Annotated in this window: 17 protein-coding genes and 1 pseudogene; 11 read left to right on the top strand and 7 right to left on the bottom strand. The window is 54.9% G+C overall.

Annotated elements, in window-relative coordinates; genetic code table 11:
• The first annotated feature begins 177 nt into the window (after window positions 1-177).
• On the top strand, window positions 178-1,044 hold the full coding sequence (locus tag J5278_RS26300; protein WP_111223081.1) for a helix-turn-helix domain-containing protein: 867 nt from the start codon (window positions 178-180) through the stop codon (window positions 1,042-1,044).
• On the opposite strand, the gene J5278_RS26305 is transcribed toward J5278_RS26300, so the two are convergent.
• Together J5278_RS26305 and J5278_RS26310 are read right to left on the bottom strand one after the other, a co-directional pair.
• Entirely contained in the window at window positions 1,031-2,566 is a 1,536-nt protein-coding gene (locus J5278_RS26305; protein WP_161959402.1) for a response regulator, read from the bottom strand. The genes J5278_RS26300 and J5278_RS26305 overlap by 14 nt on opposite strands.
• Before the next feature lie 161 nt (window positions 2,567-2,727).
• Window positions 2,728-3,252: an oxidoreductase gene (locus J5278_RS26310; protein ID WP_111223083.1), complete on the bottom strand. Its 525-nt coding sequence runs from the start codon at window positions 3,250-3,252 to the stop codon at window positions 2,728-2,730.
• Between the two features lie 504 nt (window positions 3,253-3,756).
• Between J5278_RS26310 and J5278_RS26315 the strand changes: the two genes are divergently transcribed.
• A complete protein-coding gene (locus J5278_RS26315) occupies window positions 3,757-4,299 on the top strand; it encodes a hypothetical protein (protein WP_240539179.1) in 543 nt (180 codons plus the stop codon).
• Window positions 4,300-4,598: 299 nt separating this feature from the next.
• Here J5278_RS26315 and J5278_RS26320 read toward each other — a convergent pair whose 3' ends face one another.
• Together J5278_RS26320 and J5278_RS26325 are read right to left on the bottom strand one after the other, a co-directional pair.
• The gene (locus J5278_RS26320; protein ID WP_209186716.1) at window positions 4,599-5,177 is read right to left on the bottom strand and encodes a Fic family protein; all 579 of its coding nucleotides are present in this window, start codon (window positions 5,175-5,177) and stop codon (window positions 4,599-4,601) included.
• A 2-nt stretch (window positions 5,178-5,179) separates the two neighbouring features.
• On the bottom strand, window positions 5,180-5,392 hold the full coding sequence (locus tag J5278_RS26325; protein WP_240539180.1) for a hypothetical protein: 213 nt from the start codon (window positions 5,390-5,392) through the stop codon (window positions 5,180-5,182).
• Window positions 5,393-5,714: 322 nt separating this feature from the next.
• Here J5278_RS26325 and J5278_RS26330 point away from each other — a divergent pair, with 322 nt between their 5' ends.
• The 6 genes and pseudogenes from J5278_RS26330 to J5278_RS31310 all read left to right on the top strand — a co-directional run.
• Window positions 5,715-5,906 (top strand): WGR domain-containing protein, encoded by a 192-nt coding sequence (locus tag J5278_RS26330; RefSeq protein ID WP_307877492.1) that lies wholly within the window; start codon window positions 5,715-5,717, stop codon window positions 5,904-5,906.
• A 272-nt stretch (window positions 5,907-6,178) separates the two neighbouring features.
• A complete protein-coding gene (locus J5278_RS26335; RefSeq protein WP_111223086.1) occupies window positions 6,179-6,589 on the top strand; it encodes a SyrB-like regulator in 411 nt (136 codons plus the stop codon).
• A gap of 143 nt (window positions 6,590-6,732) precedes the next feature.
• Window positions 6,733-7,527 (top strand): hypothetical protein, encoded by a 795-nt coding sequence (locus tag J5278_RS26340; protein ID WP_111223087.1) that lies wholly within the window; start codon window positions 6,733-6,735, stop codon window positions 7,525-7,527.
• A complete protein-coding gene (locus tag J5278_RS26345; protein WP_209186717.1) occupies window positions 7,490-7,942 on the top strand; it encodes a hypothetical protein in 453 nt (150 codons plus the stop codon). The genes J5278_RS26340 and J5278_RS26345 overlap by 38 nt, the downstream gene beginning before the upstream one ends.
• Window positions 7,943-8,127: 185 nt before the next feature.
• Window positions 8,128-8,298 carry a hypothetical protein gene (locus J5278_RS26350; RefSeq protein ID WP_154677490.1) on the top strand — a complete coding sequence of 57 codons (171 nt, stop codon included), beginning with the start codon at window positions 8,128-8,130 and terminating at the stop codon, window positions 8,296-8,298.
• A gap of 363 nt (window positions 8,299-8,661) precedes the next feature.
• Window positions 8,662-8,919 (top strand): annotated as a pseudogene (locus J5278_RS31310) (hypothetical protein); the annotation flags it as partial.
• Window positions 8,920-9,115: 196 nt separating this feature from the next.
• Here the strand turns inward: J5278_RS31310 and J5278_RS26355 are convergent.
• On the bottom strand, window positions 9,116-10,195 hold the full coding sequence (locus tag J5278_RS26355) for an IS630 family transposase (protein WP_111223089.1): 1,080 nt from the start codon (window positions 10,193-10,195) through the stop codon (window positions 9,116-9,118).
• A gap of 390 nt (window positions 10,196-10,585) precedes the next feature.
• Complete coding sequence (locus J5278_RS26360) at window positions 10,586-10,846, bottom strand: hypothetical protein (RefSeq protein WP_111223090.1); 261 nt, start codon at window positions 10,844-10,846, stop codon at window positions 10,586-10,588.
• 731 nt (window positions 10,847-11,577) lie between these two features.
• Here J5278_RS26360 and J5278_RS26365 point away from each other — a divergent pair.
• Complete coding sequence (locus J5278_RS26365) at window positions 11,578-11,949, top strand: hypothetical protein (RefSeq protein WP_209187080.1); 372 nt, start codon at window positions 11,578-11,580, stop codon at window positions 11,947-11,949.
• A 228-nt stretch (window positions 11,950-12,177) separates the two neighbouring features.
• On the top strand, window positions 12,178-12,579 hold the full coding sequence (locus J5278_RS26370; RefSeq protein ID WP_247750636.1) for an MATE family efflux transporter: 402 nt from the start codon (window positions 12,178-12,180) through the stop codon (window positions 12,577-12,579).
• A 134-nt stretch (window positions 12,580-12,713) separates the two neighbouring features.
• On the opposite strand, the gene J5278_RS26375 is transcribed toward J5278_RS26370, so the two are convergent.
• Entirely contained in the window at window positions 12,714-13,928 is a 1,215-nt protein-coding gene (locus tag J5278_RS26375) for an IS701 family transposase (protein ID WP_209187068.1), read from the bottom strand.
• A gap of 121 nt (window positions 13,929-14,049) precedes the next feature.
• On the opposite strand from J5278_RS26375, the gene J5278_RS26380 reads away from it, so the two are divergent.
• A protein-coding gene (locus J5278_RS26380) for an IS5 family transposase (protein WP_219259408.1) occupies window positions 14,050-14,804 on the top strand; the annotation gives its coding sequence in 2 pieces (ribosomal slippage) (window positions 14,050-14,383 and window positions 14,383-14,804; 756 coding nt in all).
• The last annotated feature ends 245 nt before the right edge of the window (window positions 14,805-15,049 follow it).

Raw genomic sequence — 15,049 nt, forward strand, 5'->3', positions numbered from 1 at the left:
CAACGTCTGGCCCACTTCGCCTGCGCGCCAGTTGATTTAAATGCTGTCTTGAGACCGCCAGGATCCCGTCCCCACGGGTTGAACAAATGCGCTCCAACATCCGAAAGTAATGGCATTGCGTTGTGCTACATATATATATCCGTGAAGCACGCGTTCGCAAGAGTGGAATAGTTGCATATGAGCGAAAATGTCTCGAATGATATAGATGTTACCGAAAAACGCTCAGATGGGCTCGACGGCGAGCCCGGTCTTGCCGCGCGGTGTATTGCCGCCCTGTTGGTTCGTCACGGCATTCCAAAATATCGCCATGCGGTTACAGTTTCAGAAATTCTAGGGCTGTCCTATTCAGCCGCCAATCGCCGCCTGACTATGAACGCTTCCTGCTCCTTGGAGGAATTGACACAAATTGCCGCGCACTTCGGGGAAACATTGGAAGAGCTCATCAGTCTCGACACCACAGACGCACTGATTGACGCTTCGATTGTTATCAACAGTCACATCGTGCCCTGCCGGATCCGATTGGGAAATGCTGTGGGGCAGGTGCCTCCAGGCACTCTGATCGCAACCGAGATCGATGGTGCGTGGCGCGTCATGCCATCAGATGCCAAATCGACTATACCGGCACACGCTGTGACGCGTCTGTTGATCGAGCCGACCAACTCACGTCGTCGGGTGGCGGTTCTCGACGATCACGTCGACACCGCAGAAACAATTGTCCGCTATATGGAGACGTCAGGTCTTGATGCGGTGGCTTTCAACGACCCTCAAGATTTGTGCGATCAGAGCGGGTTCGACGCCTATGTGCTTGATTGGATCATCGAGCGTGATGCACGCCGCCAGACGGTGCTCGAGTTGGTCGAAAAAATTCGCACGCGTAACGCCCGCTGCCCAATCATCATATTGACGGGGCAGATCAGGACAGGCAATGCCGATGAAGCAAATATAGCCGCGGCTCTGGCGCGGCACGATCTGAAATTCTTCACGAAGCCTGCGAGTATGCCGATTCTTGTCGCCGCCTTGAATGCCAGTTTCAAGAGTGCATGATCGCCAGCAACTGCTGGTCACGTACCGGTTTATCCAATGCGGCGTCGAACAGTGACAGGTCATGCTGGGGGCGATGTCTTGCCGCTGTTATTGCGACCAATCTGGTCCGACGGTTCGGATCTAACTTGCGAATATGCGATGCCAGCTCACATCCTGTCATGACCGGCATGTCGAGATCGATCAAGATAATTGAATAACTGTGTGCGGCAAAAAAATTTAATGCCACCATGCCGGAAGCGGCAGTGTTGGCCGAGAAACCATGGTCTTCAAATACGCTTGAAAGCCCTTTCAAAACGTCAGGATGATCGTCGACAATCAGAACCCGTTTCTGGGTCTCAGATGCCTCGTTGGAATGTTCAGACGCTTCCACGGCAGGTATTTCCAGATCGAAGCCCGTGCCGCCACCCGGCAGGCCTTTGATTGCCATGCATGCACCGAGCTGTCGCAACAAAGTCTGGACAACCGACAGACCGATCCCTCTCCCGCCGCCAAGGCTCAGCAGTCCCTTTGCATAGAGGTTGCTCTCAAGGACTGTTGGTGGCAATCCAGGCCCGGTATCCATCAATCGCAATATCAGCTTGCCTACCTTCTTGTCGAAAGGGGCGAGATCAACCTGAACATAGCCGGACGGCGTGTATTTAACTGCATTTGATATGAGGTTATGCAGCAGTTGTGCGATGCGCTCACTGTCGGCCACGACGAAATAGGCCTCATCGGGAAAGTTTATCCGCAACTCGAGGTGCTTGGCTGTTGCAGCGGCCTGATAATCCCCGACTACCCCTCGAACGAGTTCCCGTATCTCAAATACGGCCGGCTGCAGCTCGATATAACCAGTTTGGGCACGGGCTAGCGTCAGCATGTCACGAAGCTGGATAGTCAGGCTGTTTGCCGCCCGACGAATGCGCGCAGTCGTTTCGTTCCGGGTTCTGCCGTCTTGAGGTCTGTCGAGAACATCCAACGCCGAGACGATAACCTGAAGCGGTGTTCGAAGCTCGTGGCTGATCATTGCGAGGAAGCTCATCTTGTCCTCGACAGCGGCTTCCGCTGCCTCTGCCGCGCGCGTCTTTGCCAAGATCGCCCGCCAGTAGAATATTGAGGTGATGAGAGAGGACAAAACGGCGCAAGCCAGCAGTGCGGCGATAACGAGAATAATCGAATTTGCGGTCCGGATGGTTTCGAGGGACTTTTCCTTTAACCGGCTGTCTTGGTCCCAGGCTTCCGTGGACAATCTCAGCAAAAGATTGCCCACATCCTCAAACGTTGGCATCAATGCTTTAGTAGCCGATGCCGATATTCCCGGCTTAATCGAAGGCAGAACGTTTGTCGCGAACTCCACTAGAAGCGGGCCATCGCGTGAAAATCCCGAGATGCGCTTGTATCCGTCGTTTAGTTCAGACGGCCGTACGATGATATCGATGCCGGATATGAGGACGTCGATGTGAAATGATAGCCCTTCCGGGTCGACGCCAGATCCGTCGGCAATTGACTTCAAATCTAGCCTGACGGTTTCAAGCTCCCTCATGACTTGCGCTGTCGGCCAGTAGAAATATATTGGGTTCCGGGTGCTGATGTCGGACCACGGCATGTATTCGGTTCTCAGTATGCTCCAGTGAGAAGCGACTATGCCGATGCATACCGCGACGATCGCTGCTGGGAAACCGAACCACGCCAGATGAAGAGACCTCATTCCACCTCGATCCCGCATAATTGCCAGACCATGTTGGATGCCCTGACCGGTGTGTCCAACTCCGTCCTAAAGCGATCACGAGGAAACATGACGAAGATCGGCCCGAAATCTCTCACAGTCATGCGTACTCCGTCCTTGGTGGTGGCCAGTATAGTGCCATACCTGGCAAGGAAATCACCATCTACTTCGACGCTGAAATTATCGAGCGCCATGAGGCGCATCTTATTTCCCTTCGCCGCGACTACTTGGAGCAAATCGCTGAATAAGGGCCCGACAAACTCGCTTTTGGGGGTCCAGGGTGTTGATGTCGTTACAGTGGATGTCGGCAAGGCAAGAAATTCACGCTCTGACAATTCATAGGTTTTGTCGATATTGTTTGTAATTTTGCCAATCCTGCCGCTGATCGTCAGGAAGACGCCTTTTTTGCATCCGTTGGCGGTCAGAGCGGTCGCACCTGCCGCAGGTATATTCAGCATCAAGCCAACCGTCGCCAAAACGGCAGACATCGTCGCCTTAGACATTCTCTTCGGTTCTATGCAGCTCTCTCGGCGGCAGGTTGAGGGCAATTTCAAAAATATCATGCAAATCACGAGCTATAGTAAGGCTGGGTCGAGATCGGGTGATAGCTGCCAAATCTCCCAAATTCCATACCTAAATTTTATTCATCTGTGTTGTGATTTGAGCTTGATACGCTCGGATATATCCCGTATTTGGAATCATACGACTAAAAATAGGACATATTGGCAGAAATTAACGTATTACGCTTATGCATAATTTTTGCCGCGTTTTGGTTGATAGGCGATAGGAGACCATCATCTCCAGCCAGCTATCATGGAATGGGAGGTCAAATATCAAGTCCCTCCGGTCGCACCGCTACATGGTCCGCAGCCAGACGGCGCGTCATGCGTCTTCCTTGATGTGAAGGTAGTAAACAGGATCCACGCGACGTGACTTCCATCTTTTGCGTTCTGAGATCTGGCGGGGAATACACCGCCCACCACGTCTTGCGGCTTCGAGCCCAGGTGATGAATCATCTGCCGAATGCCGACTTTCGCTGTCTTTGCGACATTGGGATCAGGGGTGTCCAGACTCTGCCGCTGACCTACGATTGGCCGGGCTGGTGGTCGAAGATGGAGTTGTTTCGACCTGAATTCTCCGGAGACATTCTTTTCATGGACCTCGACACCTCAATAGTGGGGCGCCTCGACGATATCGTCTCCGTCGGCCGCCTCGCTCTGATGCGCGACATTTATCGTCCAGAGGGACTGCAATCGTCCATCATGTATCTGCCGGAAGCAGTTCGCCGTCCGGTTTGGTCCGAATGGATCAGTTCACCCGAGCGTTGGATGGAGATTTGTCGGAAGGGTGGCGACCAGGCGGTATTGGAACACTGTTGGATCAATGCCGCCGACCGCTGGCAGGATATATTGCCTGGCCAGATTGTTTCGTGGAAGTCGCAGGTGAGGCGGGCACTTGCTGACGATGAGAGTGGCAATGGTTCGACCCCCGACAACGCGCGTGTTGTGGTCTTTCACGGTAAGCCGCGCCCGTGGGAGATTGGATGGTAAACTACGCCCGCCAATCGTGGCTAATGCGATGCATGGCACTGCGGGTGCAGGCAGGTATACACACCCAGCGGCCAGGAGTCCCTTTCCCGGTATAAGATTTGGTGCGCCGGGGATGTCAGCCACACTCGGGGATAAAGCACCTCTCACCCACCACTTGACTGACTCGAGGACTCGCCTGCTGACTGGCAACGGGAAGCAACGGATTTGGCAATTCCGATACGCGCTGCGATGGATGATGCCGGAGACCCTCAAACGATCCTCACAGCACAGAGAGGCAGTACCAGCATTATTTTGATGCGTCAGGCGCTGACCAGATCGAAAATCAGCTGCCGCAGAGGCTCCTCGTTACCATCGAAGCTGTCGATCATGGCGGAAATGACACGTTCACGGACGAGTTGGTCGTCGTCGAACGGCAGGCCGGCGTTTTCAGCCAGCAGTGACAAGAACGCGAGCTGGGTACGACCGTTGCCTTCGCGGAACGGGTGAATAGCGTTGATCCAGGCGAGGATATTGGCAGCGATGCGGGCAAATTCGGCTGGCTCCTTGTCTGACAGAAAGTGATGACCTTCAAGGGAGCCGAAGGCGCGCCTCATTTCCTGATCGATATATTCGGGATAACAGAACCAGTTTCTACCCTTCCCGATCCGGATGGTGCGGGCTTGGCCTGCCCATTCATAGACATCCTGGAATAGATGGTGGTGCAACGCCATGTAGTGGGGATAATCCAGGCGGCCGGCTGGTGGATCTTCGTCGGCGCGAATTAAAAACAGGGCTAATTCGGCTTCGTCGAGTTCGTCCTGGTCAACGAGATCGAGCTTGTTAACCAGCACCGTAGTGCCGGGATAGCAGGCGGGATCCTGCGTGGCCGTATAGACCACTCTTAGACTTTGATTTTGGTAAATTGCGCCCGGACCAGCGCACGACGTTCGTCACCACTCTTGCCCTGGGACTGTGCGAGAATAGCACGCATTCTTGGCGACAGGTTCATCCCTTCGACCGCACTGATTTTTTCACCGCGTGAGCTGGTGAGCTTGCTGGGTTGGATAACCTGACTGGATAGAGTGGAGTGTTTTTTCATCGCCAGAGAATACATCAGGTTTCGGACCAGGACAACATTTTCCTGATTTGATAATGCCGTCGACCTCCGAGTGCGATATGCCGGATGTTCTCGGCGTTTGATTTCCCTGTCTTGCCATCTTGGCCAATCTCGTGGCTAACTTTCGGTCCTTCGCGCAGCGTGCTGATGCCACGGTCAGACCATCAACAAATTGAATCAATGGAGTTCGTCTGATTCAATAGTGTCGTTGGACGTAGGAGCCTGTGCCAGCCAATCTAGCCTCATGATGATCACCCAACCCTACAGCGTCTACATCGAGCGGACGGAGAAGGCAGAGAACAAAGCACGCTTTTATGCAATGTCGATAGAGCCAACATTGTTCGGCGACGCGTCGCTGTTGCGACGGTGGGGCCGGATCGGATCAACCGGGCGGCAGAAAATCCATTGCTTCGAGAATGAAAGTCAAGCTGTGGAGCTGTTTCTAGCCATCGTCCGGCAAAAGCGAGCCAGGGGGTATAAGACTAGGCTCGCTGCGCGAATTAAATTGTAAGCACCTCCAACACGCATCACTTCCGCAGTGGCGTGCAAGCGAATGGGATGCGATTGTGTGATCCGTCAGTCAGCAGGACCACGCCCAGCGGAGCAGGGAGCAACCGTTGCCTGAGGCAAAGTTTGCAGAATGGATCCGTATAAGTCCTGTAGATAGGAAATTTCGCGAGATTTTCAGCCGCATTGATTGAAACCGACGGCAATAAAGGGCAGTTCTGTTGACACTAGCCGTTCTGAAGTCGAAAAGAATCTCACCCGCACATAGAGATAGCAATGGCAGACGAGACCGAAACAGGCGCCCAAATTGATGTTGTAGCACCAGAGACTCCAACTGAGGCGCCTGCGTCTAAAAAACAGCGCGCGCCTCGTCGTTCTAAGGCCGAGATTGAAGCCGCTGCAGCTGCAAAGACACCAAAGGTTCGCCAGAAACGGATTGGCAAGGCTGAAGCCGCACCAGTGAGCGGAACAACGACCGTAGCGGCTGCCACGAAGAAAACGGTGGCCAAGGGTCCTGCAAATGCCAAGCCTGTTAGTCAGCCGGCAACACCGCCAGCGCCTCTCAACGCCGCTGATGAGATGGCTGATCTTCTTCAGCTTGAGGAAGAAAACAAGAAGCTTCGTCAGGCTTTGGCCGAAAAGTTGCGCGCGGAAAATGCTGATCTGCGCAAACGCCTCGGCGTTTGAGCTGGCTGCAGCGTTGTTCGCTGCTCGCGCAATCGATCTCCGTTACTAGCGAACAGCTTAGCTTTTAAAATATCCTGGCTCGGTTTCGAGCCGGGACGGAGCTGTTAGAATCGTTACACATCTGCCGCTCAGAAAGACGTCCTATGAAACCACCTTGGAAATATCTAGCGCAGCTGCTGTCCCGGCAAAGATCCTCCGGGACGGCGGACGAAGCAGGCGCGCCTGCCAGCGCTCAAAAGCTTGTCGAAATAGAACTGCGGCCAGCTGCGACTATCCTGCTCTCGTCCCAGGAGGCTATCTCTGGAACCGAGCGAGTCGACGGGGAGGAGTCTGAAGACCTCGCACCGGCGTCGGCGTCGATCGAGAACGAAATCGTTCCCGAGACGCCCAATCTGCCACTGGACTACCCTGAAGCAGCTAAGGCCGAGGTGACAAAGGAAAAAGCGCAATCCAACTCCGATCTGTTAGAGGAGCGGCCAGAGGTAGAGGCTGCTGCTCATTTGCCGAAACTTCGGCAGGCGAGGTCGAAGATCGCAAAAACAGTCCTCGCATTCGAAATTCCTGGCGCCATCGCGGACTTGCCCATTTCTGCCGCATCTTCGAATAGGGACCCGTTCTTTGAAAACGCGACAAGCCTGGATGAAGACATCAAACACCTCAAGGATCTGCTGGCGCAAAAGCTACGTATTCAAAAATGCCCAGCTCAGAGAAATGCTCAAGCGCTTCGAACGCACCTGAGTACGCAGACTATAATCAGAGAAGAAAATGAGAACACAGCAGCGCAGTTTCGTCGTCGAAATCAAATCGGCACGCCGGCGACTAAAAACACAGCCGAAATCCATCTGGGGCAATACCGATTTCGCGGCTCTGGTGAGGGATACCGAGGCAACCCTTCCGTTTATGCACAACGCCGACTCGGAAACCCTGGTCAGTCGTGAAAACGTGGCAAGCGACCTGAAAAAGCAGATCGAAGTCGCCGAGGTCAGCGAGGCCGGTGGAGAAACGCCTCGCGCGATGCCGCCAGTTGATCCCGACAAAAATGAGCAGAATCAGCAAGATGCGGTTTCCAACGATAGTCAGGCCGTGAAGGTGCCCGCCAGTGAGCCGACACGCCAGACAGTAAAGGCTCTAAAGCGTCTTCAAAGACGCCGCCGGTCTATTGACGAGGATGTCCTCGCAGCGCCTTCTGTCGTGATGGCGGTCGATGTAGCCGGGACCCACTCGGATGACTTGGCATTGGTCTCTGCCGAAAACCTCCGCCTAAAGCGGCTCGTTGCGGAACACCTGCGGCACCAGAATGCACAGCTTAGGCAAATGTTGGAACGTTTTGGAATAGCCTCAGGGGCAAGTTGAAGCCGTGTCGCAGTGCAGTCTTGTTTGGCGCATTGGAGAAGGTCTTCAAGAGTCCGCCGCTGTGACAGCGCTCGAGCCATAGCTTGCGCCGGCTTGGGAGGGACTAGATACAGACGGTCATTTCGTAGCGACCGACAATTCTGCCTAACGCATGTATCCCTCAAAGTAGGTTTCAAGGATGATGAATGCCGTATTTCCTGGTCTCTCACACCGCGCTGGTCGAGGCGGATGATGAAGCAACCGCTGCCGCGAAAGTTTATGGAGAAATTTGCGACAAAGATAACATCACCTTCACTGTTACGGCCGATGAGAACGTCACAACGAAAATCACGATCCCTACGCGCACGAGCACCTAACTCGATGCCTTGGGCGCCTTCTGCGAACTCACCTGAATCCAGTCGAGCGAGGCACCTCAACGCAGCAGTCGGGGGATCCTGATGAAATATATCAACGAGGATCCGCCAAGCATCTTAAACGCGTTTGCATCCGTCATGGCCTCAACTGTTCTGGTCGAGTTGCAAGCGAAGCGGACGGACTTGGCAACGGGGAGATCACACTTGCGCGGTATTCGACACGCGACATAGTCGAAGTCGAGCACGCCATGTCCTACCGCGCAGAGATCTTGAAACATTCACGGAGCCATCGCGCCGACCGACATCATGTCGATCGTGCAATAGACAAGCAGGATATAGCGATCCGCACAAGTACATCAGCGACACCGCCGAGACCGGATGGTCTTCCTGGAGAACGATCGCGATCTCGGCGTTAAGAATGGCACGCTAGGGACTGTGAAGGCCGTCGAGCCCGACGCACTACATGTGGAGCTCGACGGCAGTATGCTGTCGCCGGGGGATGGAGTTGGCTTGGTCAAGATAGACACAAATTCTTATCAAAGTCTTGATCATGGCTATGCGACGACAATCCACAAGAACCAGGGTGCGCCACGGGGATCGATCGACAAGGCGGTTGCCGCCGCTGTCATGAACGCCGCTCGCTGGGATGAGGGGATTGCCGCAGTCGGCAAGCCCGAAGGATGCGTGTTATTGCCGATGCCAGTGCTCTCGTGCGTGCCAATCAGCAGGCGTTCACGACCTGTGCGGAAAAGAGGTGGCTGCCAACGCAAAGAGCGAGCTGCCTTGCACGCTCGCGGCTGCCGTGCTTCCTTCCGACTAACTAGTGGATGGAATCTAACGCTTGGTGCCCGCGTTTAACGGCGGCGATGATTTTGTCGGGATCGGCGGTCCAAGTGAAGGGCTTTGGCTTTTTGTTGTGCTCAACGAGGAAACGGTTGATGGCGGCCTGGAGATCGACGACGGAATGGAAAACGCCGCGTTTCAGACGCCGCTTCGACAGCCTGGCGAAGAAACCCTCCACCGCGTTGAGCCATGAGCTTGAAGTCGGAGTGAAGTGGAAGGTGAAACGCTCGTGACGGTCGAGCCAGGCTCTCACCTTGGGATGCTTGTGGGCAGCATAGTTGTCGAGGATGACGTGGACGGCCTTGTCGTCCGGCACCTGGGCGTTAATGGCGTTGAGGAAGCGGATGAACTCCTGATGACGATGACGCTGCATGTTGCGGCCGATGACGGTGCCGTCGAGCACGTTGAGGGCGGCAAACAGCGTGGTTGTGCCGTGCCGCTTGTAGTCGTGGGTCATGGTGCCGAGCCGACCCTTCTTCATCGGCAGGCCCGGCTGGGTGCGGTCGAGCGCCTGGATTTGGCTTTTCTCATCGACCGACAACACGACGGCGTGGGCTGGCGGATCAACATAGAGGCCGACAACGTCTCGCAGCTTGTCGACGAATTTCGGGTCGTTGGACAATTTGAACTGCCGCCACCGATGAGGTGCGAGGCCATGCGCTTTCCAGATACGCCTGACTGCGCTGGCGCTGATGCCGGCGGCCGTCGCCATCATGTCGGCCGTCCAGTGCGTCGTCTCGCCCGGCGGATCAGCCAGCGTCAGGGCCACCACACGCTCGGCGACATCGGGTCCGAGCCGCACAATACGCGACGGCCGCGTCTTGTCGCGCAGGAGACCCTCGACGCCTTCTGTGGCGAAGCGCTCTTGCCAGCGCCATACGCAGGTCTTCGATTTGCCGGTCTGGCGCATAATCTCGACAGTCCCGACGCCATCGGCACTCAGCAGGATGATCTCGGCCCGCCAGACGTGCTTTTGGGGCGCATTGCGATCCCTGGTCAAGGCCATCAGGCGTTGGTGATCTGTTGGCGAAACGGTGAACGATATTCCTGTGCGCATGCGCCAGACTCGCATGCCAACCCAGCAAATGGAATCCCATACGGGACTCTTATGTCAGGCGGTAACCACTAGGAGTGAATTAGCAGAGATTGGTCATTCACAAGGGTGCCCAACTGCCGCCTTTGCGTCAACAGTGTTATTCGGCTTAGGGAAGCTGTATGCTGAATCACAGACGAAAGGAAGCTCCGTGCGGCAATCGTCAAAAACTCATAGCTCATCTAAGTTTCAACGCACCGAAAATCAGCGCTGCCAAACCGCTGACCCTCGCTGAGAGCTGTGTTTCCTAAGAAGATTGAATGACGCTCGAAAAGACAGGACCCTTGCCAGGTGAGCCTTATGCTAATTGCGTTACGCGCGCAATTTTGAGCGACTTGGTAAGACGTACGCCGTTCAGATCCACTCAAGTGCCTCGGCACCAGAATGGGGGATGAAGGCCTTAAACTGGATGATAGCCCAAACGATGCCAGCTTCATCGACAATCTCAAACTGCTGACCGCCGATGGGTTTTCCGGAGGCGGTACTGTCCGCAACGATCTCCTTTACGGATCGTTGCGCCTCGTCGATAGCTGCTTCAAGATCCTTCACTATACTTCCTTCCAAATCCTGGAAGAAGATTGGCCCGTTCCGGACGTGGAAAAAATAGCGTTTCATCCTGAGTATCTACCGCCGGGGGATCATAAATCAATAGTTGCATGTCAAGATCATGCAACCAACCTCCAAGGTAAGGTTCGATAACCCCCTCAATTCGCTGGGGACAGAAGGTCTGGGTGCTTGCACCATCAACAAGAGTTGGCCAGGATCAAGGCTCGTTAATCGAGAGATACATAATGCGTTTCCCTGCCCAAGCCATTTCGCGAGCCCGCCTTGAGCAGTTGCTTTCTCTCAATGCTCAATCCAAGCCGATTTCGCCTGAAGTCGAGCTGAGAAGCCCCGAGCCAGAACAGACAAGCCTAAATGCCTCCCGGCCAACGGACGGAACCTCACGCTAAGAGCCGGAAGACAGACGAAACCCGTCTTGTATCAGTTACTTAGCGGAAACTACGTAATAAGTATTATGGAACTTTCAGTTCCAGCGATAGCTCTATGTTCAATACCAATTTACCGTAAGAACACTATATGGCAGGTGCTCGATGCCATGCATGTGCGCCACCGCAATTCGCACCTCCTGTCCTCGTGATTCGAACGACAGTCGACAAGGGGCCACTGCCGTACTGCCGCAGTTTGATCCGTAAAAGTGGCTCCAACATTTTGTAACAACAAACGACACACTGCAACAGTACCAAGGCGCACAATGTCGTTGAGCTACGCATCGCCTCCAAACATCGATCTAACTTGGTCGCCAAATAGGACGGGGTAGAGCGTTTTAGTCAAAGGGAAAATTCATGACACGTTATGTCATCGCGTTCACCGCGGCCGCTGCTCTAACCGCTATCGCCGCCGTACCGGCCTTCCCGCAGGTCGTAATCTACGATGGCGAGCCTTCAGATCCCTACTCGGTCGACGGGAACACGGAATCCAACTTTCTAGATTCTTGGAACCGCCATCATGACGATCAGAACCGCTGGTTCGGCCAACAGTCTAGCTTTGGACCGGGTGACGTCATCACGTTGCTTGAAGGTCGCGGCTACCGAGTGAGGAATGTCCAGGATGTCGGCAAACGTTATCTGGTCAAGGCAACCCGTGGCGGCGACAACCTGCTTGTGAGCGTATCGCGGTCTGGCGATATCATGGGTGTTGTGCACGACCAGAGATAAAAGTGATACCGGATTTCGCACGGTGAAGAGCTCACTCGCATATTGATTCCAGGGTCATAGCGTGGCAGTTCCGATTTCCAAACGGCTCAAAGCTCAGATGCGTCCTAACTTCGAAACGTTTGAAGGGCGCTGATCCGATGAGCGTGACTTGGGCTTGCATGGGCAATAAATTAAGGGCGCCATCTATTGATAGATTTAGAGTTTTACGCGTAAGGACGAGGGAACCCGATGACACATGCAACGGACGCCATTGCCCAACCGCCACCTATGAATCCACGCATCCGGCGCATGCTCACAGATCCGATCCTGCCCATGCTTGTTCGCCTAGCCTGGCCAAACGTCCTTATCATGCTGGTACAGGCGTCGACTGGGCTCATAGAGACTTGGTGGCTATCCCATCTGGGTACCGATGTACTCGCCGGAATGGCGCTCGTGTTCCCTGCAGTCATGCTGATGCAGATGATGTCTGCCGGTGCATTCGGCGGAGCAATTTCGTCAGGGATTGCGCGAGCGCTCGGCGGAGGTCGAAACGCGGACGCAAATCAACTTGCGACCCACGCCATTATCATCAACGTCGCTCTCGGCATTATTTTTTCGGCAATTATGCTAGCATTACAGTTGCAATTTTGATTTCAGGTGAGCGCGTTGGGCGGCAGCTTGATGCGCTCGTCTCCAACATGACCATGCGATGATGTGGGCGGGCTTTATACGCCGCTGGGCAAGCTTATTCGCAATGCGTCGGACCTCTTGGATGGACCAGCGGATCAGATCGTGATGGTCGGCATCCTCGGTCTTTTTTGGGGTGCCGCATTATTGGCGCGATATCGGATCACAGCCATCATTGCGAAGGCGAGCATGACGAGCGAGACATGGCGATGCCAGCCATGCCACGAGCGGGTCTCGTTATGATCGAGGCCGAGTTCGTTCTTGGCTGTCTCGAAGCTATCCTCGATTGCCCAACGGTGACCTTCGACGGATACGAGCGTCTGAATGCCTGTTCCGGCCGGGCACCAAGTCGTGAAGAATGCGAGGTCGCCATCGCTGATATTGCGCCGGATCAACAAGCCACGCGTCCAAAGCCCGGTTTGCGTATCACTGTATTCGTCGGCATCGATATCGGCCAGTTCGCAGTAGGCCCAGTCATGAAGCCGCGCGCCTTTTGTGCCATCGCCAGCGGAAAGGCGATGCCATGCAGCCGGATCGAGATCACGGGCAATCTCAAGAGCGGTTCCTGCGACGAAAGGCTTACCAGACCAAGCGCCAAAATGATGGTCGGATTTAACCCCAAGAACGTAACCTTTGCAGGCTCGGCGCAGCGCTCCTTCGACGTCTCCGACGCCATACACCGCATCTGCTGCCACCCATGAAAACGGCACTTTGGCTGTCAGCGCCCGCCGAATCATATCGACAGCGAGGGCAGGCTTGGTAGCGAAGGCTACAGCTTCAGGAACATGAGCGGCGGCAACCCTTGCCGGATCGCTGGTCCAACTCTTTGGCAAGTACAAGGCTCGATCGATAAAGGCATGACCACGATCGGAAACATAGGCGGTGAACACACCGATTTGGCAGTTCGTTACCTTGCCCGCTGACCCTGTATATTGACGTGAAACACCGCAAGATGTCTTGCCCTGCTTGAGGAAGCCGGTCTCATCAATGACCAGGACCGCATCATCTGTGGCAAGGTGCTCCACAACATACTCGCGCACAATGTCGCGAAGTCCGTCTGCGTCCCAGCGTCCACGACCCAAGATGGCTTGCTGTCGCCACGGACCAGGATCGCCAGCCGCCTCAGCGCGCATCCAACCTGTCTTACGGCGCTCATCACCTAACAAGCCGTCCAGGAAAAGGTTCGCAGATGCTGCAACGCGCTCCTGCGTAAACAATCCGCGCATACGCGCCTTAACTTCACGCAGCGACGATGCCCAAAGTTCCAACGTTGTCTCGATCGATGCACCCATCATCCATGACCTCCGAATCATGGAGGCCTATAGATTCAGAACTTGTAAAAATACGCAACTGTAATGCTAGGCTCAGGACCTATTAAATAGCTTGCGGGGTTTCCTCGGTTCTAATTCACTGGGATCGAACGGAGGGACCGCCATGAGTGATTTGATGTTTTTGTCAGACGCGCAAATGCGCCGTATCGAGCCTTATTTTCCGCTATCGCATGGCGTTCCGCGCGTGGATGACAGGCGTGTCTTGAGCGGCATCATCTTCGTTCTGCGCAATGGGTTGCGATGGCGTGACGCTCCCAAAGAGTATGGGCCGCACAAGACGATCTACAACCGCTTCATCCGGTGGAGCAGGCTCGGGGTGTTCAATCGCATACTGGCCGAACTGACAGCAAAGCGGGGCATGCCTGAGCAATTGATGATCGACACGACCCATTTGAAAGCCCATCGCACCGCAGCCAGCCTGCTAAAAAAGGGGATGTTCCCCGACGTATCGGACGCACCAAAGGCGGGTTGAACTCCAAGCTGCATGCTGTTTGCGATGGTCACGGTCGGCCACCGATCCTGCTTTTGAGCGAAGGGCAGATGAGCGACTACAAAGGTGCCGCGCGGATGCTGCATGCTTTTCCCAAGGCAAAGACGCTTCTTGCCGACAAGGGATATGACGCCGACTGGTTTCGAGACGCCTTGGCGCAACGCAAGATAACGGCCTGCATTCCATCACGGGCAAACCGCAAGGTGCCGATCCCGCACGATCCAGCGCTCTACAAAAAGCGGCACAAGATCGAAAACATGTTCGGCAGGCTCAAGGACTGGAGGCGAATTCACACCCGATACGACCGTTGCGCTCACACCTTCTTCTCAAGCATATGCATCGCGGCCGCCGTTATCTTCTGGCTCTGATTTAACGCGTCCTGAGCCTAGCGTGGCTTCGTCACGTCCTCATTGAGCTGCCTCAGCACCCCGCAGACGCAGATCTTGGCGACCTATTGCCCTTCAACTTTACTCAAGCCAAAGCGGCCTGAACGCCCCGACGCTTACAACGCAGAGCGGCACGGTCAGCACAAAACGTCAACGCGCGTAGAAAAGAGCGCTTACACCTGTTCCAACTCCCCCGCCACGACATCCCCTCAAGCCATCATCGCGAA

The organism is Rhizobium sp. B21/90, from assembly GCF_019355815.1.
Taxonomy (GTDB): domain Bacteria; phylum Pseudomonadota; class Alphaproteobacteria; order Rhizobiales; family Rhizobiaceae; genus Rhizobium; species Rhizobium rhododendri.

What these genes read in the sequence shown, in the direction of transcription:
- J5278_RS26300 (WP_111223081.1), top strand. Translation starts at nt 178, where the DNA reads ATGAGCGAAAATGTCTCGAATGATATAGATGTTACCGAAAAACGCTCA.
- J5278_RS26305 (WP_161959402.1), bottom strand. Translation starts at nt 2,566, where the DNA reads ATGAGGGAGCTTGAAACCGTCAGGCTAGATTTGAAGTCAATTGCCGAC.
- J5278_RS26310 (WP_111223083.1), bottom strand. Translation starts at nt 3,252, where the DNA reads ATGTCTAAGGCGACGATGTCTGCCGTTTTGGCGACGGTTGGCTTGATG.
- J5278_RS26315 (WP_240539179.1), top strand. Translation starts at nt 3,757, where the DNA reads ATGAATCATCTGCCGAATGCCGACTTTCGCTGTCTTTGCGACATTGGG.
- J5278_RS26325 (WP_240539180.1), bottom strand. Translation starts at nt 5,392, where the DNA reads ATGTATTCTCTGGCGATGAAAAAACACTCCACTCTATCCAGTCAGGTT.
- J5278_RS26330 (WP_307877492.1), top strand. Translation starts at nt 5,715, where the DNA reads ATGTCGATAGAGCCAACATTGTTCGGCGACGCGTCGCTGTTGCGACGG.
- J5278_RS26335 (WP_111223086.1), top strand. Translation starts at nt 6,179, where the DNA reads ATGGCAGACGAGACCGAAACAGGCGCCCAAATTGATGTTGTAGCACCA.
- J5278_RS26340 (WP_111223087.1), top strand. Translation starts at nt 6,733, where the DNA reads ATGAAACCACCTTGGAAATATCTAGCGCAGCTGCTGTCCCGGCAAAGA.
- J5278_RS26345 (WP_209186717.1), top strand. Translation starts at nt 7,490, where the DNA reads ATGCACAACGCCGACTCGGAAACCCTGGTCAGTCGTGAAAACGTGGCA.
- J5278_RS26350 (WP_154677490.1), top strand. Translation starts at nt 8,128, where the DNA reads ATGCCGTATTTCCTGGTCTCTCACACCGCGCTGGTCGAGGCGGATGAT.
- J5278_RS26355 (WP_111223089.1), bottom strand. Translation starts at nt 10,195, where the DNA reads ATGCGCACAGGAATATCGTTCACCGTTTCGCCAACAGATCACCAACGC.
- J5278_RS26360 (WP_111223090.1), bottom strand. Translation starts at nt 10,846, where the DNA reads ATGAAACGCTATTTTTTCCACGTCCGGAACGGGCCAATCTTCTTCCAG.
- J5278_RS26365 (WP_209187080.1), top strand. Translation starts at nt 11,578, where the DNA reads ATGACACGTTATGTCATCGCGTTCACCGCGGCCGCTGCTCTAACCGCT.
- J5278_RS26370 (WP_247750636.1), top strand. Translation starts at nt 12,178, where the DNA reads ATGACACATGCAACGGACGCCATTGCCCAACCGCCACCTATGAATCCA.
- J5278_RS26375 (WP_209187068.1), bottom strand. Translation starts at nt 13,928, where the DNA reads ATGATTCGGAGGTCATGGATGATGGGTGCATCGATCGAGACAACGTTG.